At 60.4% G+C, this 15,418-nt stretch carries 17 protein-coding genes; all 17 read left to right on the top strand.

The features are described 5' to 3' along the window. The first annotated feature begins 36 nt into the window (after positions 1–36). The 17 genes from iscU to AC07W0_RS08575 all read left to right on the top strand — a co-directional run bounded on the left by iscU (position 37) and on the right by AC07W0_RS08575 (position 15,292). Positions 37–423 carry a Fe-S cluster assembly scaffold IscU gene (gene iscU, locus AC07W0_RS08655; protein WP_003443374.1) on the top strand — a complete coding sequence of 129 codons (387 nt, stop codon included), beginning with the start codon at positions 37–39 and terminating at the stop codon, positions 421–423. 29 nt (positions 424–452) lie between these two features. Next, positions 453–776: an iron-sulfur cluster assembly protein IscA gene (gene iscA, locus AC07W0_RS08650; protein WP_010565230.1), complete on the top strand. Its 324-nt coding sequence runs from the start codon at positions 453–455 to the stop codon at positions 774–776. 8 nt (positions 777–784) lie between these two features. Continuing rightward, entirely contained in the window at positions 785–1,306 is a 522-nt protein-coding gene (gene hscB / locus AC07W0_RS08645) for a co-chaperone HscB (RefSeq protein WP_046382174.1), read from the top strand. A gap of 51 nt (positions 1,307–1,357) precedes the next feature. Then, on the top strand, positions 1,358–3,220 hold the full coding sequence (gene hscA, locus AC07W0_RS08640; protein WP_046382175.1) for a Fe-S protein assembly chaperone HscA: 1,863 nt from the start codon (positions 1,358–1,360) through the stop codon (positions 3,218–3,220). Positions 3,221–3,223: 3 nt separating this feature from the next. Next, the gene (gene fdx, locus AC07W0_RS08635) at positions 3,224–3,565 is read left to right on the top strand and encodes an ISC system 2Fe-2S type ferredoxin (protein ID WP_017846181.1); all 342 of its coding nucleotides are present in this window, start codon (positions 3,224–3,226) and stop codon (positions 3,563–3,565) included. Positions 3,566–3,579: 14 nt separating this feature from the next. Beyond that, the gene (iscX, locus tag AC07W0_RS08630; RefSeq protein ID WP_017846180.1) at positions 3,580–3,780 is read left to right on the top strand and encodes a Fe-S cluster assembly protein IscX; all 201 of its coding nucleotides are present in this window, start codon (positions 3,580–3,582) and stop codon (positions 3,778–3,780) included. A gap of 91 nt (positions 3,781–3,871) precedes the next feature. Continuing rightward, the gene (gene ndk, locus AC07W0_RS08625) at positions 3,872–4,297 is read left to right on the top strand and encodes a nucleoside-diphosphate kinase (RefSeq protein WP_017846179.1); all 426 of its coding nucleotides are present in this window, start codon (positions 3,872–3,874) and stop codon (positions 4,295–4,297) included. Positions 4,298–4,325: 28 nt separating this feature from the next. Further along, positions 4,326–5,474: a dual-specificity RNA methyltransferase RlmN gene (gene rlmN, locus AC07W0_RS08620; RefSeq protein WP_017846178.1), complete on the top strand. Its 1,149-nt coding sequence runs from the start codon at positions 4,326–4,328 to the stop codon at positions 5,472–5,474. A gap of 12 nt (positions 5,475–5,486) precedes the next feature. Further along, complete coding sequence (gene pilW / locus AC07W0_RS08615) at positions 5,487–6,245, top strand: type IV pilus biogenesis/stability protein PilW (protein WP_046382178.1); 759 nt, start codon at positions 5,487–5,489, stop codon at positions 6,243–6,245. Then, positions 6,245–7,270 (top strand): RodZ domain-containing protein, encoded by a 1,026-nt coding sequence (locus AC07W0_RS08610; protein ID WP_102617301.1) that lies wholly within the window; start codon positions 6,245–6,247, stop codon positions 7,268–7,270. Before pilW ends, AC07W0_RS08610 begins: the two co-directional genes overlap by 1 nt. Positions 7,271–7,272: 2 nt before the next feature. Beyond that, positions 7,273–8,382, top strand: coding sequence for a flavodoxin-dependent (E)-4-hydroxy-3-methylbut-2-enyl-diphosphate synthase (gene ispG, locus AC07W0_RS08605; protein WP_017846175.1), 1,110 nt, complete (start codon positions 7,273–7,275; stop codon positions 8,380–8,382). Between the two features lie 23 nt (positions 8,383–8,405). After that, positions 8,406–9,695, top strand: coding sequence for a histidine--tRNA ligase (gene hisS, locus AC07W0_RS08600; RefSeq protein WP_017846174.1), 1,290 nt, complete (start codon positions 8,406–8,408; stop codon positions 9,693–9,695). 41 nt (positions 9,696–9,736) lie between these two features. Then, entirely contained in the window at positions 9,737–10,378 is a 642-nt protein-coding gene (locus AC07W0_RS08595) for a YfgM family protein (protein WP_017846173.1), read from the top strand. Further along, positions 10,371–11,522 (top strand): outer membrane protein assembly factor BamB, encoded by a 1,152-nt coding sequence (gene bamB / locus AC07W0_RS08590; protein WP_017846172.1) that lies wholly within the window; start codon positions 10,371–10,373, stop codon positions 11,520–11,522. The genes AC07W0_RS08595 and bamB overlap by 8 nt, the downstream gene beginning before the upstream one ends. 258 nt (positions 11,523–11,780) lie before the next feature. Continuing rightward, positions 11,781–13,250 carry a ribosome biogenesis GTPase Der gene (gene der, locus AC07W0_RS08585; RefSeq protein ID WP_017846171.1) on the top strand — a complete coding sequence of 490 codons (1,470 nt, stop codon included), beginning with the start codon at positions 11,781–11,783 and terminating at the stop codon, positions 13,248–13,250. Between the two features lie 114 nt (positions 13,251–13,364). Continuing rightward, complete coding sequence (locus tag AC07W0_RS08580) at positions 13,365–14,513, top strand: pyridoxal phosphate-dependent aminotransferase (protein ID WP_046382181.1); 1,149 nt, start codon at positions 13,365–13,367, stop codon at positions 14,511–14,513. Further along, a complete protein-coding gene (locus tag AC07W0_RS08575) occupies positions 14,501–15,292 on the top strand; it encodes an amidohydrolase (protein WP_017846169.1) in 792 nt (263 codons plus the stop codon). Before AC07W0_RS08580 ends, AC07W0_RS08575 begins: the two co-directional genes overlap by 13 nt. The last annotated feature ends 126 nt before the right edge of the window (positions 15,293–15,418 follow it).

Here is a 15,418-nt window from a genome sequence, read left to right as displayed (position 1 = left end):
TTCCAGAGCGGCCCTGATGAGTGAGGATTCAGTACCATGGCTTACAGCGAAAAGGTCATCGACCACTACGAAAACCCGCGCAACGTCGGCAAGATGGACGCGGAAGACCCTGATGTCGGCACCGGCATGGTCGGCGCTCCGGCGTGCGGCGATGTGATGCGCCTGCAGATCAAGGTCAACGAACAAGGCATCATCGAAGACGCCAAGTTCAAGACTTACGGCTGCGGTTCGGCCATCGCTTCCAGCTCCCTGGCGACCGAGTGGATGAAAGGCAAGACTCTGGATGAAGCAGAGACCATCAAGAACACTCAGCTGGCCGAAGAACTGGCCTTGCCGCCAGTGAAGATTCACTGCTCCGTACTCGCAGAAGACGCCATCAAGGCGGCCGTTCGCGACTACAAGCAGAAGAAAGGCTTGATCTAAAGCATTTGGCGACGAGTAAGGAGTCAACGATGGCTATCAGCATGACAGAAGCGGCTGCGCGGCACGTGCGACGCTCCCTGGATGGGCGCGGTAAAGGTGAGGGGATTCGTCTGGGTGTTCGCACCACGGGCTGTTCCGGCCTTGCCTATGTGCTGGAGTTCGTCGACGAGGTAGTGGCGGAAGATCAGGTGTTCGAAAGTCACGGCGAGAAAGTGATCATCGACCCGAAAAGCCTGACCTACCTGGACGGCACCGAACTCGATTTCGTCAAGGAAGGGTTGAACGAAGGCTTCAAGTTCAACAACCCCAACGTGCGCGGTGAATGTGGCTGCGGCGAAAGCTTCAACATCTGAGGCTACTTGTGGGCACTCCTTGTCATTTCGCTTTATTCGAGTTGCAACCGAGCTTTCGGCTGGACCTCGAGCAGCTTGCCACGCGCTACCGTGAATTGGCGCGTGGCGTGCATCCGGACCGCTTTGCCGACGCTTCCGAGCGTGAACAGCGCCTGGCGCTGGAGCAGTCGGCCAGCCTCAACGAAGCCTATCAGACCCTCAAAAGCCCCCCCAAGCGCGCGCGTTACCTGCTCGCGATGAACGGTGGTGAGTTGCCGCTGGAAGTCACGGTGCATGATCCGGACTTTCTGATGCAGCAGATGCAGTGGCGCGAGGAACTCGAAGACTTGCAGGACGAAGCCGATCTGGCGGGTGTCGCAGTCTTCAAGCGGCGTCTGAAAGTGGCCCAGGATGAGCTCAACGAAAGCTTCGCAGCCTGTTGGGACGATGCAGCGCAACGTGAGCAGGCCGAACGCCTGATGCGGCGCATGCAGTTCCTCGACAAGCTCTCCTACGAAGTGCGCCAGTTAGAAGAGCGCCTCGACGATTAACCCAGCGCTGCCCCTGTTGCACGCCTGAAAGACAGATAAGACCTGATTACCATGGCCCTACTGCAGATCGCCGAACCCGGCCAAAGTCCTCAACCGCACCAGCGTCGCCTGGCGGTCGGGATTGACTTGGGCACCACCAATTCCCTGGTCGCCGCCTTGCGCAGCGGCCTGTCCGAGCCGTTGCCCGATGCTGATGGCCAGGTGATCCTGCCGTCGGCGGTGCGCTATCACGCCGATCGCACTGAAGTCGGTGAGTCGGCCAAGTTGGCGGCGTCCACCGACCCGTTGAACACCGTGCTGTCGGTCAAGCGCTTGATGGGTCGTGGGTTGTCCGACGTCAAGCAATTGGGCGATCAACTGCCGTACCGCTTTGTCGGCGGCGAGTCGCACATGCCGTTCATCGACACCGTCCAGGGCCCGAAAAGCCCGGTGGAAGTGTCGGCCGATATCCTCAAGGTGCTGCGCCAGCGCGCAGAGACCACCCTGGGTGGCGAACTGGTGGGGGCGGTGATCACCGTGCCGGCGTATTTCGACGACGCCCAGCGCCAGGCGACCAAGGACGCGGCGAAACTCGCCGGCCTGAACGTACTGCGCCTGCTCAATGAGCCGACCGCGGCCGCCGTGGCCTATGGCCTCGACCAGCAGGCCGAAGGCCTGGTCGCCATTTACGACCTGGGCGGCGGTACCTTTGATATTTCGATCCTGCGCCTGACCGGCGGGGTCTTCGAGGTGTTGGCCACCGGCGGCGATACTGCCCTGGGCGGCGATGACTTCGACCATGCGATCGCGCGCTGGATCATCAGCAGTGCCGGTTTGTCCGATGACCTGGACCCGGGCGAGCAGCGCCATCTGCTGCAAACCGCCTGCGCCGCCAAAGAAGCCCTGACTGACGCGGCCTCTGTTGACGTTTCCTACGGCAATTGGTCGGCCAAACTGACCCGCGAAGCCTTCGATGCGCTGATCGAGCCGATGGTCGCCCGTAGCCTCAAAGCCTGTCGCCGCGCCGTGCGTGACTCCGGCGTAGAACTCGAAGACGTGGCTGCCGTGGTCATGGTCGGTGGTTCGACCCGCGTGCCGCGCGTGCGCGAAGCCGTTGCCGAAGCGTTCGGTCGTCAGCCGCTGACAGAAATCGACCCGGATCAAGTGGTGGCCATCGGTGCTGCGATCCAGGCCGATACCCTGGCGGGCAACAAGCGCGACGGTGGCGAACTGTTGCTGCTCGACGTGATTCCGCTGTCCCTGGGCCTGGAAACCATGGGCGGCCTGATGGAGAAGGTGATTCCGCGCAACACCACCATCCCTGTCGCCCGCGCCCAGGACTTCACCACCTACAAAGACGGCCAGACGGCCATGATGATTCATGTGCTGCAAGGCGAGCGCGAGCTGATCAGCGACTGCCGCTCCCTGGCGCGCTTTGAATTGCGCGGTATCCCGGCGATGGTCGCGGGCGCGGCGAAGATTCGCGTGACCTTCCAGGTCGACGCCGATGGCCTGCTCAGTGTGGCTGCGCGTGAATTGGGCTCGGGCGTTGAAGCCAGCATCCAGGTCAAGCCGTCCTACGGTCTGACCGACGGCGAAATCGCCAAGATGCTCAAGGATTCGTTCCAGTATGCCAGTGACGACAAGGTCGCCCGCGTACTGCGCGAGCAGCAAGTCGATGCCCAACGCCTGCTCGAAGCGGTGCAGGGCGCCCTGGATGTCGACGGCGAACGCCTGTTGGATGCCGAAGAACGCATGGTCATCGACCTGCAGATGCAGGAACTGGCCGAATTGATGAAAGGCTCCGATGGCTATGCCATCGAGCAGCAGACCAAGCGCCTGTCGCAAGTGACCGATGCCTTCGCTGCCCGCCGCATGAACCAGACGGTAAAAGCCGCCCTGGCGGGCCGCAACCTGAATGAAATTGAGGAATAATTGATGCCGCAGGTCATTTTTCTGCCACACGCCGAGCATTGCCCGGACGGTATGGTCGTGGAGGCTGAGACCGGCAAGTCCATCCTCGAAGTTGCCCATGAAAACCACATCGAGATCGAAAGTGCCTGCGGCGGTGTCTGCGCTTGCACTACTTGTCACTGCATCATTCGCGAGGGTTTCGACTCTCTGGAAGAAGCTGACGAGTTGGAAGAAGACTTTCTTGACCGTGCCTGGGGCCTGGAGCCGACTTCTCGCCTAAGCTGTCAGGCCAAGGTCGGGACCGAAGACATCACCGTCGAAATTCCGAAATATTCGCTCAACCATGCGGCCGAAGCGCCGCATTGATTCAAGGAAGTGTCATGAGTCTTAAATGGGTTGATGTGCAAGAGATCGCTATCCTGTTGGCCGATGGCAATCCGGATATGGATCCCTACTCGCTGAACTTTGTCGCTTTGCGTGACATGGTCATGGCTTTGCCCGGGTTTGACGATGAGCGCGACCGCGGCGGTGAAAAGGTCCTGGAAGCGATCCAGACTGCCTGGAAAGAAGAACAGGACTGACGCCTCCTTTACGCAGTTAGGCAATACCCAAGAACCCGCGTATAATTCGCGGGTTTAATTTTTCGCAAATTACCGTTTCTGGAGTTACACCATGGCTGTTCAACGTACTTTCTCCATCATCAAGCCTGACGCTGTTGCAAAAAACGTCATCGGCGAGATCACCACTCGTTTCGAAAAAGCCGGCCTGAAGGTTGTAGCCTCGAAACTCAAGCAACTGTCCAAGGCTGAAGCTGAAGGCTTCTACGCTGAGCACAGCGCTCGTGGCTTCTTCGGCGACCTGGTTGCCTTCATGATCTCCGGTCCTGTTGTCGTTCAGGTTCTGGAAGGCGAAAACGCTATCGCTCTGAACCGTGAGCTGATGGGCGCTACCAACCCTAAAGAAGCAGCTGCCGGCACCATCCGTGCTGATTTCGCTGATTCCATCGACGCCAACGCTGTACACGGTTCGGACTCCGAAGCCGCTGCTGCCCGCGAAATCTCGTACTTCTTCGCAGCTACTGAAGTAACCACTCGCTAAGCATTGGCTTAAGAGTGAAGGTGAATCCATGACTACATCGACTGTAAAAACCAACCTGCTGGGTTTGACTCAACAGGAAATGGAAAAATTCTTCGACTCGATCGGGGAGAAGCGTTTCCGTGCCGGTCAGGTAATGAAATGGATTCACCACTTTGGCGTCGATGATTTCGACGCCATGACGAACGTCAGCAAGGCCCTGCGCGACAAGCTCAAGGCTATTGCCGAGGTCCGTGGTCCCGAAGTTGTCAGCGAGGACATCTCCAGCGACGGCACCCGTAAGTGGGTGGTGCGCGTGGCGTCCGGCAGCTGCGTCGAGACCGTCTACATTCCCCAGGGCAAACGTGGCACCTTGTGCGTTTCGTCCCAGGCAGGCTGTGCCCTGGACTGCAGTTTCTGCTCCACCGGCAAGCAAGGCTTCAATAGCAACCTCACCGCCGCCGAAGTCATCGGCCAGGTGTGGATTGCCAACAAATCCTTTGGCAGCGTCCCGGCGACCGTCGACCGTGCCATCACCAACGTGGTGATGATGGGCATGGGTGAGCCGCTGCTGAACTTCGACAACGTGATCGCGGCCATGCACCTGATGATGGACGACCTGGGTTACGGCATCTCCAAGCGCCGTGTGACCCTGTCGACCTCCGGCGTGGTGCCGATGATCGATGAGCTGTCCAAGCACATCGACGTCTCCCTGGCGTTGTCGCTGCACGCACCCAATGACGCATTGCGTAACCAATTGGTGCCGATCAACAAGAAGTATCCGCTTAAGATGCTGCTTGAATCTTGCCAGCGCTACATGTCGTCCTTGGGCGAAAAGCGCGTGCTGACCATCGAGTACACCTTGCTCAAGGACATCAACGACAAGGTCGAACACGCGATCGAGATGATCGAGTTGCTCAAGAACATCCCGTGCAAGATCAACCTGATTCCGTTCAACCCGTTTCCCCATTCTGGCTATGAGCGGCCGAGCAACAACGCCATCCGCCGTTTCCAGGATCAACTGCACCAGGCCGGCTTCAACGTCACCGTGCGTACCACCCGTGGTGAAGACATCGACGCCGCCTGTGGCCAATTGGTAGGACAGGTGCTGGATCGCACCCGTCGCAGCGAACGTTATATCGCCGTGCGCGAACTGAGCGCCGCCGACGATGTGCCGCAAAGCGCTGCGACTCGAACCTGAGAGAGGATCTCTATGCCCTTGCGCCTTGCGCTGCTTTTGCTTGTTACCGGTCTTGCGACCGGTTGTGTTTCATCGGGCTATGACAGCCCTTTGCAAACCGGCAAGGGCCGCGAAGAGGCGCGAGTGGCTTATGTGCAACTGGGCTTGGGTTACCTGCGTCAGGGCATGAGCGAGCAGGCCAAGGTGCCGTTGAAAAAGGCCCTTGAACTGGACGGCGACGATGCCGAGGCCAATGGCGCACTCGCCCTGGTGTTCCAGGCCCAGGCCGAGCCTGAGTTGGCCGAGCAGTATTTCAGCAAGGCTCTGGCTTCCCGTCCTGCCGATCCCCGGCTGCTGAATAACTACGGCAGCTTCCTGTTCGAGCAGAAACGCTATGACCAGGCTTCCCGTTATTTCCAGCAAGCCAGCGCCGATACCCTCTACCCAGAGCGGTCGCGCGTGTTCGAGAACCTTGGGGTGGCCTCCAAGCGTCTCGGCCAGCGTGACATCGCGCGCCAACACCTGGAAAAAGCCCTGCACCTGAACAGTCGCCAGCCTCGCGCTTTGCTCGAAATGGCTGAGTTGTCTTACGAAGACAGGCATTATGTGCCGGCACGTGACTATTACGAACGTTTTAGCCTGCTCAGCGGGCAAAATGCACGTAGTCTATTGCTCGGTGTGCGCCTGGCGACGGTTCATGAAGAACGCGACACGGCCGCACGTTATGGCCAGCAACTCGAACGACTCTATCCCGGTACGCCGGAATATCAGCAATACCTGTCGGAGCAATGATGAAAGCGGCGCACCCGGAAGTTGTAGCAGCTAATCGCGTAAACCCAGGCGACACCTTGCGTCAGGCCCGCGAAAGCAATGGTTGGTCGCTGGCGGAAGTGGCCCTAAAGCTCAATTTGACCACCACGTCACTGGGCAACCTGGAAGCCGGCGCGTTCGATAAGCTGCCTGGGCATACCTTCGCCCGCGGCTATATTCGCGCCTACGCCAAATTGTTGGGTATCGACCAGGCCATCTTGGTCCAGCAATTCGACCAGGTCACCGGCACCGACTCCCAGGGCAGCAACGTCCATGGTCTGGGGCGCATCGAAGAGCCGGTGCGGGTGTCCCACACGATCCTGCGCATCGTCAGCCTGTTGCTGCTGATCGCCGTGATTGGTGGCGGTTTCGTCTGGTGGCAGGACCAGGCATCCCAGCGCACCAAGGACCTGACCAGCAACGCCATGGAGCACGTCGAAGTCGAAAGCGCCGACGGCACCACGCAGATTCACCCGTTGGACGAGCCGGAAGACCAGGCTGTCGCCGAAGGCCAGGCTGCGCCCGAAGCGCCAGTGACGGCCGAGCAACCCGCGGCGGAATCGGCCCCGGCGGCCACCACTGCTGCGGTGCCGGCTCCAGCCGTATCGGCGCACGCCCCGGTCGTACCGGCTGCACCGGCGCACACTCCGGCGGCGCCTGTGGCGCAAGCCACCGCCCCGGTCGCTCCCGTGCCGGCGCCAGCGCCTGCCGCCGCCCCGGCGGCCCCCGCGATTTCGCCGCCGACCACCCCCGCGTTGATCGCCGGTGACGGGCACGTACAAATTACCTTCATTGCTGACTGCTGGACGCAACTCAGCGATGGCAACGGCAAAGTGCTGTTTAGCGGTCTGAAGCGTAAGGGAGATACGCTCGACCAGGGCGGCAAGCCTCCTTTGACGCTGCGTCTGGGCTTTGCCCGTGGCGCGCAAGTGGCCTACAACGGCCAGCCTGTCGACGTAGCGCCGTTCACCAGTGGCGAAACTGCTCGCCTGAAGTTGGGACAATAGTCATGCACGGCGAATCTCCAATCAAACGTCGCGTATCGCGCAAGATCTGGGTCGGCTCGGTGCCAGTGGGTGGCGACGCCCCCATCGCGGTACAGAGCATGACCAACAGCGACACCAACGATGTTGCTGCCACCGTCGCCCAGATCAACCGTCTGGAAGCCGCCGGCGTCGACATCGTGCGGGTTTCCGTACCGGATATGGATGCCGCCGAAGCCTTCGGCCGCATCAAGCAACTGGTCAAGGTGCCGCTGGTTGCCGACATCCACTTCGACTACCGGATCGCTTTGCGCGTGGCCGAACTGGGCGTCGATTGCCTGCGCATCAACCCGGGCAACATCGGTCGCGAAGACCGTGTACGCGCGGTGGTGGATGCTGCCCGTGATCGCGGGATTCCGATCCGCATCGGCGTCAACGCCGGTTCCCTGGAAAAAGACCTGCAAAAAAAATACGGCGAGCCTACCCCGGCCGCGCTGGTTGAATCGGCGCTGCGCCACGTTGAACACCTTGAGCGTCTGAACTTCCAGGACTTCAAGGTCAGCGTAAAGGCCTCCGACGTGTTCATGGCGGTAGAAGCCTACCGCCTGCTGGCCAAGGAAATCGTGCAGCCGCTGCACCTGGGTATCACTGAAGCGGGCGGTTTGCGCTCAGGCACAGTGAAATCTGCGGTGGGTCTCGGTATGCTGCTCGCCGAAGGGATTGGCGATACTATCCGCATCTCCCTGGCGGCAGACCCGGTAGAGGAAGTGAAGGTCGGTTACGACATTCTCAAATCCCTGCATTTGCGTTCCCGTGGCATCAACTTCATTGCCTGCCCGAGCTGCTCGCGGCAGAACTTCGACGTGGTGAAAACCATGAACGAACTGGAAGGGCGCCTCGAAGACCTGCTGGTGCCGCTGGATGTCGCGGTGATCGGTTGTGTGGTCAACGGGCCGGGTGAAGCCAAGGAAGCCCATATCGGCTTGACCGGCGGCACGCCGAACCTGATTTACATCGACGGCAAGCCGTCGCAGAAACTGACGAATGACAATCTGGTGGATGAGCTCGAAAGACTGATCCGCCAGAAAGCGGCCGAAAAGGTCGAGGCTGACGCTGCAGTTATCGCGCGCGGCTGATCCAGCGAATTTAAGGAATAGATGTGAGCAAGTCTCTGCAAGCCATTCGTGGCATGAACGACATCCTTCCGGAGCAGACGCCGCTGTGGCGCTACTTCGAGAACACCGTTGCGCGTCTGCTGGATAACTACGGTTACAAACAGATCCGTATGCCGATCGTCGAGTTCACCGAGCTGTTCAAGCGCTCCATCGGTGAAGTGACCGACATCGTCGAAAAAGAGATGTACACCTTCGAAGACCGCAATGGTGATTCCCTGACCTTGCGTCCGGAAGGCACCGCCGCGTGCGTGCGCGCCGTGCTCGAGCATGGCCTCACCGGCGGTGGTCAGCCGCAGAAGCTGTGGTACATCGGGCCGATGTTCCGCCACGAGCGCCCGCAGAAAGGCCGTTATCGCCAGTTCCACCAGATCGGCCTGGAAGTGTTCAACCTCGACGGTCCGGACATCGACGCCGAACTGATCGTGCTGACCTGGCGCCTGTGGGGCCTGCTGGGCATCCGCGATGCGGTCAAGCTTGAACTCAACAGCCTGGGCACCAGTGAGTCCCGGGGCCGCTATCGCGTCGCCCTGGTCGAGTACCTGTCTGCCCACCTGGACAAGTTGGACGAAGACAGCCAGCGCCGTCTGAAAACCAACCCGTTGCGCGTCCTCGATACCAAGAACGCCGACACGCAGGCCGTGCTGGTCAATGCGCCGAAGATGGCTGATTACCTGGACGACGAATCCCGCACCCACTTCGAGGGGCTCAAGGCGCGCCTGGAAGCCGCCGGGATTCCTTACGTGATCAACCCGAAACTGGTGCGCGGCCTCGATTACTACAGCAAGACCGTGTTCGAGTGGGTCACCGACAAGCTCGGCGCCCAGGGCACCGTGTGTGCCGGTGGCCGTTATGACGGCCTGGTCGAGCAGATGGGCGGCAAGCCGACACCTGGTGTGGGTTTTGCGATGGGTATCGAGCGCCTGATCCTGCTGCTGGAAACCCTGGAACAGGTTCCGGAAGAAATCTCCCGTCAGGTGGATGTGTACCTGTGCGCCTTTGGCGAGGCCGCCGAACTGGCTGCCCTGGCCCTGAGCGAAAAAGTGCGCGACCAACTGCCGAACCTGCGCCTGCAGATCAATGCCGGCGCCGGCAGCTTCAAGAGCCAGTTCAAGAAGGCCGACAAGAGCGGTGCGCTGTACGCACTGATCCTCGGCGATGACGAATTGGCCCAGCAAGTGATAGGTTTCAAACCCCTGCGTGGCCAGGGCGAGCAACAGAACATTGCCTTTGATGCGCTCGCCGCGCACTTGGCCACCTGCGTCGTGCAGGGTTGAAGCTGTCGAACAGCCGAATTTAGCGATTAAGGAGTGTTGGGGTGTCGAGTACTGATGATGAGCAACTGGCCGAGTTCAAGGACTGGTGGCAGCGTAACGGCAAGCCCCTGGTTACCGGCGGCCTGCTGGCTTTAGTGGTGGTGTTCGGCTGGCAAGCCTGGCACAAGTATCAGGCCAACCAGTCCCAGGGCGCCTCGATCCTCTATCAGCAATTGCTGGAAAGCACGCTGACGCCGAGCGGCAAGCCCGATCCTGCGCAAGTGGCAGACCTGGCCGGCAAGCTCAAGAGCGAATTTGGCGGTAGCACCTACGCCCAATACGGCAGCCTGTTCGTCGCGAAAGTCGCGGTCGACACCGGCAAGCTGGATGACGCCGTCGCCGAACTGAAGGCCATCGCCGACAAGCCGACCAACCCGACCCTGGGTGAAATCGCACGTCAGCGCCTGGCTCAGGTATTGGCGGCACAGAACAAGGCCGACGAAGCACTCAAACTGCTCGACGGCGACGCTGACAAGGCATTTGTAGCCACTCGCGAAGAGCTCAAGGGTGACCTGTTGGTCCAATTGGGTCGTACCGACGAAGCCAATGCTGCGTACCAAAAAGCCAAGGCGGCGCTGTCTGATGAAGCGGCGGTCGGTGGCTTACAAATCAAGCTCGACGACTTGGCCAAAGGGGATGCGTGACGTGATCCGTTGGAAACATGCAGCATTGCTGGCTCTGGCCGTTCTGGCCGCGGGTTGCAGCAGCAACAGTAAAAAAGAACTGCCTCCGGCCGAGCTGACCAGCTTCAAGGAAGAAGTGGTCCTGCAAAAGCAGTGGAGCCGCTCCATCGGTGACGGTCAGGGCGAAACCTACAACATGTTGGTACCGGCAATCGACGGTGACAATATTGTGGCCGCTGACGTGACCGGCGTGGTGATCTCCATGGATCGCATGAACGGCGACGTGAAGTGGAAGAAAGACCTCGAACTGCCTGTATCCGGCGCCGTCGGCGTGGGTTACGGCATGGTCATGCTCGGCACGCTCAAGGGCGAAGTCGTGGCGCTGGACTCCAGCACCGGTGAAGAGAAATGGCGCGCTCGCGTGACCAGTGAAGTCCTCGCACCGCCTGCCACCAACGGCGACATCGTCGTGGTGCAAACCCAGGACGACCGTGTGATCGGCCTCGACGCCAGCACTGGCGCCCAGCGCTGGTTGTACGACAGCACCCCTGCGGTGCTGACCCTGCGCGGTACCAGTGGTCCGGTTGTGACCAATAATCTGGCCGTTGCGGGACTGTCGACCGGTAAAGTGGTCGCCCTGAATACCCAGAACGGCGTGCCGATCTGGGAAACGCGTGTGGCGATCCCGCAAGGTCGTTCGGAACTGGATCGCGTCGTCGACATCGACGGTGGCTTGCTGCTGTCCGGCGAAACCCTCTACGTCGCTACCTACCAAGGCCGTGTCGCGGCACTGGACCTGCAAAGCGGCCGCGTCAACTGGCAGCGTGATGCTTCCAGCTACGCCGGTGTCGCCCAAGGGTTTGGCAGCGTCTACGTAAGCCTGTCGTCCGGCACCGTTGAAAGTGTCGACGAACGTTCCACCACTGCGCTGTGGAGCAACGACTCTCTGGCCCGCCGTCAACTGTCGGCACCGGAAGTGTTCTCCAGCTACGTAGCGGTAGGCGACTTCGAAGGCTACCTGCACCTGCTGAGCCAGGTAGACGGTCGCTTTGTGGGTCGCGAGCGCATCGACAGCGACGGCCTGCGTGCGCGTCCGCTGGTCGTGGGTAACATGCTTTATGTGTTTGGCAACAGCGGCAAGCTGGAAGCCCTGACCATCAAGTAAAGGTTTGACTATGCTTGGGGTTACCCCCAGGCGGCCCTGCTTCATTGCTTAATGTAGGAGCGAGCTTGCTCGCGAAGGACGTCAACGCTCACGCGGGTTTCTGGATAAACGCGGCGTCCTCAGGTTTTCGCGAGCAAGCTCGCTCCTACAGGAACCAGTGTCGGGCAGGGTATGTGGCATTTCAAATGCCGCCCCGAGCACCAGCCGCTGCCTTGCAGCGGCTTTTGTATTTTCTGAAATAACGAAGTGGAGAGCCGCATGGTTCCCGTAATCGCCCTGGTGGGCCGACCTAACGTCGGCAAGTCCACCTTGTTCAACCGCCTGACCAGGACTCGCGACGCCATTGTCGGCGACTTGTCCGGTCTGACCCGTGATCGCCAATACGGTGAGGCAAAGTGGCAAGGGCGCTCCTACATTATTGTCGACACCGGTGGTATCTCCGGTGACGAGCATGGCATGGACGAAAAGATGGCCGAGCAGTCGCTGCTGGCCATTGAAGAAGCCGATGTCGTGTTGTTCCTGGTGGACGCCCGCGCGGGCTACACCGCTGCCGACCAGATGATCGGCGAGCACCTGCGCAAGCGCAACAAGCGTTCCTACGTGGTCGCCAACAAGATCGACAACATCGATCCTGAAATGGCCCGTGCCGAATTCAGCCCGATGGGCCTGGGCGACGCGATCCCGATCGCCGGTGCCCACGGTCGCGGCATCACCCAGATGTTGGAAATCGCCCTGCGCGACTTCCCTAAGGATGACGCCGAGGAAGAAGAGGGCGAAGAAGAGGTCGTCGCCGAAGGCGAGGAAGCCAAGCGCATTCCGGGCCCGAGCGAAAAAGACGGTATCAAGATCGCCATCATCGGCCGTCCCAACGTCGGCAAGTCGACCCTGGTCAACCGTATGCTCGGTGAAGACCGGGTCATCGTGTATGACCAGCCCGGCACTACTCGCGACAGTATCTACATCCCGTTCGAGCGTAACGACGAGAAGTACACGCTGATCGACACCGCTGGTGTGCGCAAGCGCGGCAAGATCCACGAGGAAGTTGAAAAGTTCTCCGTGGTGAAAACCCTGCAGGCGATCAAAGACGCCAACGTGGTGATCTTCGTGATGGACGCCCGCGAAGGCGTGGTGGACCACGACCTCAACCTGCTGGGCTTCGCCCTTGAGGCTGGTCGGGCGCTGGTGATCGCGATCAACAAGTGGGACGGCATGACGCCGAGCGAGCGCGATTTCGTCAAGATCGAACTGCAGCGTCGTCTGTTCTTCGTCGAGTTCGCCGATATCCACTTCATCTCGGCACTGCACGGTACCGGCGTGGGCAACCTCTACGCGTCCGTACAGAACTCGTTCAAGTCCGCGGTCACCCGCTGGCCGACCAACCGTCTGACCCAGATCCTCGAAGACGCGGTCGGCGAGCACGCACCGCCGATGGTCAACAACCGCCGGATCAAACTGCGTTACGCCCACTTGGGTGGTGCCAACCCGCCGATTATCGTGATCCACGGTAACCAGATCGAGAAGGTGCCTAAATCCTACGTGCGTTACCTGGAAAACACCTACCGCCGTGTCTTGAAGCTGGTCGGTACGCCGATCCGTATCGAGTTCAAGGGTGGCGAGAACCCATACGAAGGCAACAAGAACACACTGACTGACCGTCAGGTGAACAAGAAGCGTCGTTTGATGACTCACCACAAGAAGGCCGACAAGAAGCGCCGCGACAAGCGCTGATTCCGACCTCGCAAAAAGGGCTCTTTACGGGCCCTTTTTTGTGCGCGGTGGTTTGCGCCTTGACCCGATGCAGTTGGCAGCTTAAAACTTGCGGTTCACCTGCAGGGGCCTCCGATGATCAACAGCAAGCTGCCAAATGTCGGCACGACCATTTTCACCACCATGTCGCAACTCGCTGCCGAAACCGGCGCGCTCAACCTGTCCCAGGGCTTCCCTGACTTCAATGGCCCGCAGGGTTTGCTCGATGCCGTGGGCAAGCATGTCGCCAGCGGCCATAACCAATACGCACCGATGACCGGCCTGCCAGCCCTGCGCCAGCAAGTGGCGGCCAAGATCGCGCGCAGCTATGGCGCCACGGTCAGCCCCGACAGCGAAGTGACGATCACGCCCGGAGCCACGGCGGCGATCTTCTGCGCGATCCAGGCGGTGATCCGCAGCGGCGATGAGGTCATCGTGTTCGACCCGTGCTACGACAGCTATGAGCCTTCGGTCGAGTTGGCCGGCGGTCGCTGCGTGCATGTGCAACTGAACCTGGAAAACTTCAGCCTCGACTTTGAAAAGATCCAGGCGGCGTTGTCTGCGCGCACGCGCATGATCATCCTGAACACGCCGCATAACCCCACCGGCGCACTGATCAGCCGCGCCGAGCTGGACCTGTTGGCGGCCTTGATCCGCGACCGCGATATTTACCTGGTCAGCGATGAGGTCTACGAACATCTGGTGTTTGACGGTGTGCCTCATGTCAGCGTGCTGGCCCACGAAGAACTGTATCAACGTGCGTTCGTGGTCAGTTCCTTCGGCAAGACCTATCACGTCACCGGCTGGAAAACCGGCTACGTGGTCGCGCCACCGGCACTGACCATCGAATTGCGCAAGGTGCATCAATATGTCAACTTTTGCGGCGTGACCCCGCTGCAGTACGCGTTGGCAGACTTCATGGCCGAACACCCGGAACACGTCGAAGAACTGCCGGCCTTTTACCAGGCCAAGCGCGACCTGTTCTGCGACCTGTTGACGCCGTCGCGTTTCAGCTTTACCCGGGTCACCGGTACTTACTTCCAACTGGTGGATTATTCAGCGATTCGCCCAGACCTGGATGACGTTGCCATGTCGTTGTGGATGACCCGCGAGCATGGCGTAGCGACGATCCCGGTTTCGGTGTTCTATCAGCATCCACCCCAAGGCCAGCGCCTGGTGCGCCTGTGCTTTGCCAAACGCGAGGAGACGCTGCAACAAGCAGCTGAGAAACTATGCGTGATCTGAATGCACTACCCGACCTGAACATCGCCCTGGTCCAGACCAGCCTGGCCTGGCACAACCGCCAGGCCAACCTCGATCACTTCGAACTGTTGCTGGAACAGGCCCGTGGCGCCGACCTGATCATCCTGCCGGAGATGTTCACCACCGGTTTCTCCATGGACTCGGCCACCCAGGCCGAACCGGAAAATGGCCCGACCCATCGCTGGCTCCAGAGCCAGGCGGCGAAGTACAACGCGGTGATCACCGGCAGTGTGATCATCCAGGCCGCCGACGGCAGCCACCGCAACCGCCTGTTATGGGCGCGGCCGGATGGCGAGGTGCTGCATTACGATAAGCGCCACCTGTTCCGCATGGCCGGCGAGCACAATCACTACACGCCCGGCGAGCGCCAGGTGCTGTTCGAGATAAAGGGCTGGCGTATTCGCCCATTGATTTGCTACGACCTGCGCTTTCCGGTGTGGAGTCGTGACGCTCAGGACACCGACCTGCTGCTGTACACGGCCAACTGGCCGGGGGCGCGACGCCAGCATTGGAACCGGTTGCTGCCAGCGCGGGCGATCGAGAACCTGTGTTATGTGGCGGCGGTCAATCGGGTGGGTACCGACGGCAAAGGCTTCGCTTATACCGGGGATAGCCAGGTGCTGGACTTCCAGGGTGAGAGCCTGTTGAGTGCGGGGGAGGCGGATGGGGTGTTTACGGTGTGCCTCAAAGCGGATGAATTGGCGGCTTACCGCAGCAAATTTCCGGCGAACCTGGATGCCGATACTTTTCAGTTTGTCTGACAGACCGCTATCGCGGGCAAGCCCACTCCCACATTCGAGCCGAACACGGTCAAAATGTGGGAGTGGGCTTGCCCGCGATGAGGCCCCAACAGACCACACACATCCAAAGCCCAACAAAAAAGGCCC

It is taken from the genome of Pseudomonas sp. GW704-F2 (assembly GCF_059423025.1).
Note: the sequence above shows the minus strand (reverse complement) of the source record. Positions and strands in the feature narration are given on the sequence as shown.

Bases quoted from the DNA above. Each gene is read 5' to 3' on its own strand.
- iscX (WP_017846180.1), top strand. From the start codon at position 3,580: ATGAGTCTTAAATGGGTTGATGTGCAAGAGATCGCTATCCTGTTGGCC.
- AC07W0_RS08575 (WP_017846169.1), top strand. From the start codon at position 14,501: ATGCGTGATCTGAATGCACTACCCGACCTGAACATCGCCCTGGTCCAG.
- AC07W0_RS08580 (WP_046382181.1), top strand. From the start codon at position 13,365: ATGATCAACAGCAAGCTGCCAAATGTCGGCACGACCATTTTCACCACC.
- rlmN (WP_017846178.1), top strand. From the start codon at position 4,326: ATGACTACATCGACTGTAAAAACCAACCTGCTGGGTTTGACTCAACAG.
- der (WP_017846171.1), top strand. From the start codon at position 11,781: ATGGTTCCCGTAATCGCCCTGGTGGGCCGACCTAACGTCGGCAAGTCC.
- bamB (WP_017846172.1), top strand. From the start codon at position 10,371: ATGCGTGACGTGATCCGTTGGAAACATGCAGCATTGCTGGCTCTGGCC.
- fdx (WP_017846181.1), top strand. From the start codon at position 3,224: ATGCCGCAGGTCATTTTTCTGCCACACGCCGAGCATTGCCCGGACGGT.
- iscA (WP_010565230.1), top strand. From the start codon at position 453: ATGGCTATCAGCATGACAGAAGCGGCTGCGCGGCACGTGCGACGCTCC.
- ndk (WP_017846179.1), top strand. From the start codon at position 3,872: ATGGCTGTTCAACGTACTTTCTCCATCATCAAGCCTGACGCTGTTGCA.
- hscA (WP_046382175.1), top strand. From the start codon at position 1,358: ATGGCCCTACTGCAGATCGCCGAACCCGGCCAAAGTCCTCAACCGCAC.
- ispG (WP_017846175.1), top strand. From the start codon at position 7,273: ATGCACGGCGAATCTCCAATCAAACGTCGCGTATCGCGCAAGATCTGG.
- AC07W0_RS08610 (WP_102617301.1), top strand. From the start codon at position 6,245: ATGAAAGCGGCGCACCCGGAAGTTGTAGCAGCTAATCGCGTAAACCCA.
- iscU (WP_003443374.1), top strand. From the start codon at position 37: ATGGCTTACAGCGAAAAGGTCATCGACCACTACGAAAACCCGCGCAAC.
- pilW (WP_046382178.1), top strand. From the start codon at position 5,487: ATGCCCTTGCGCCTTGCGCTGCTTTTGCTTGTTACCGGTCTTGCGACC.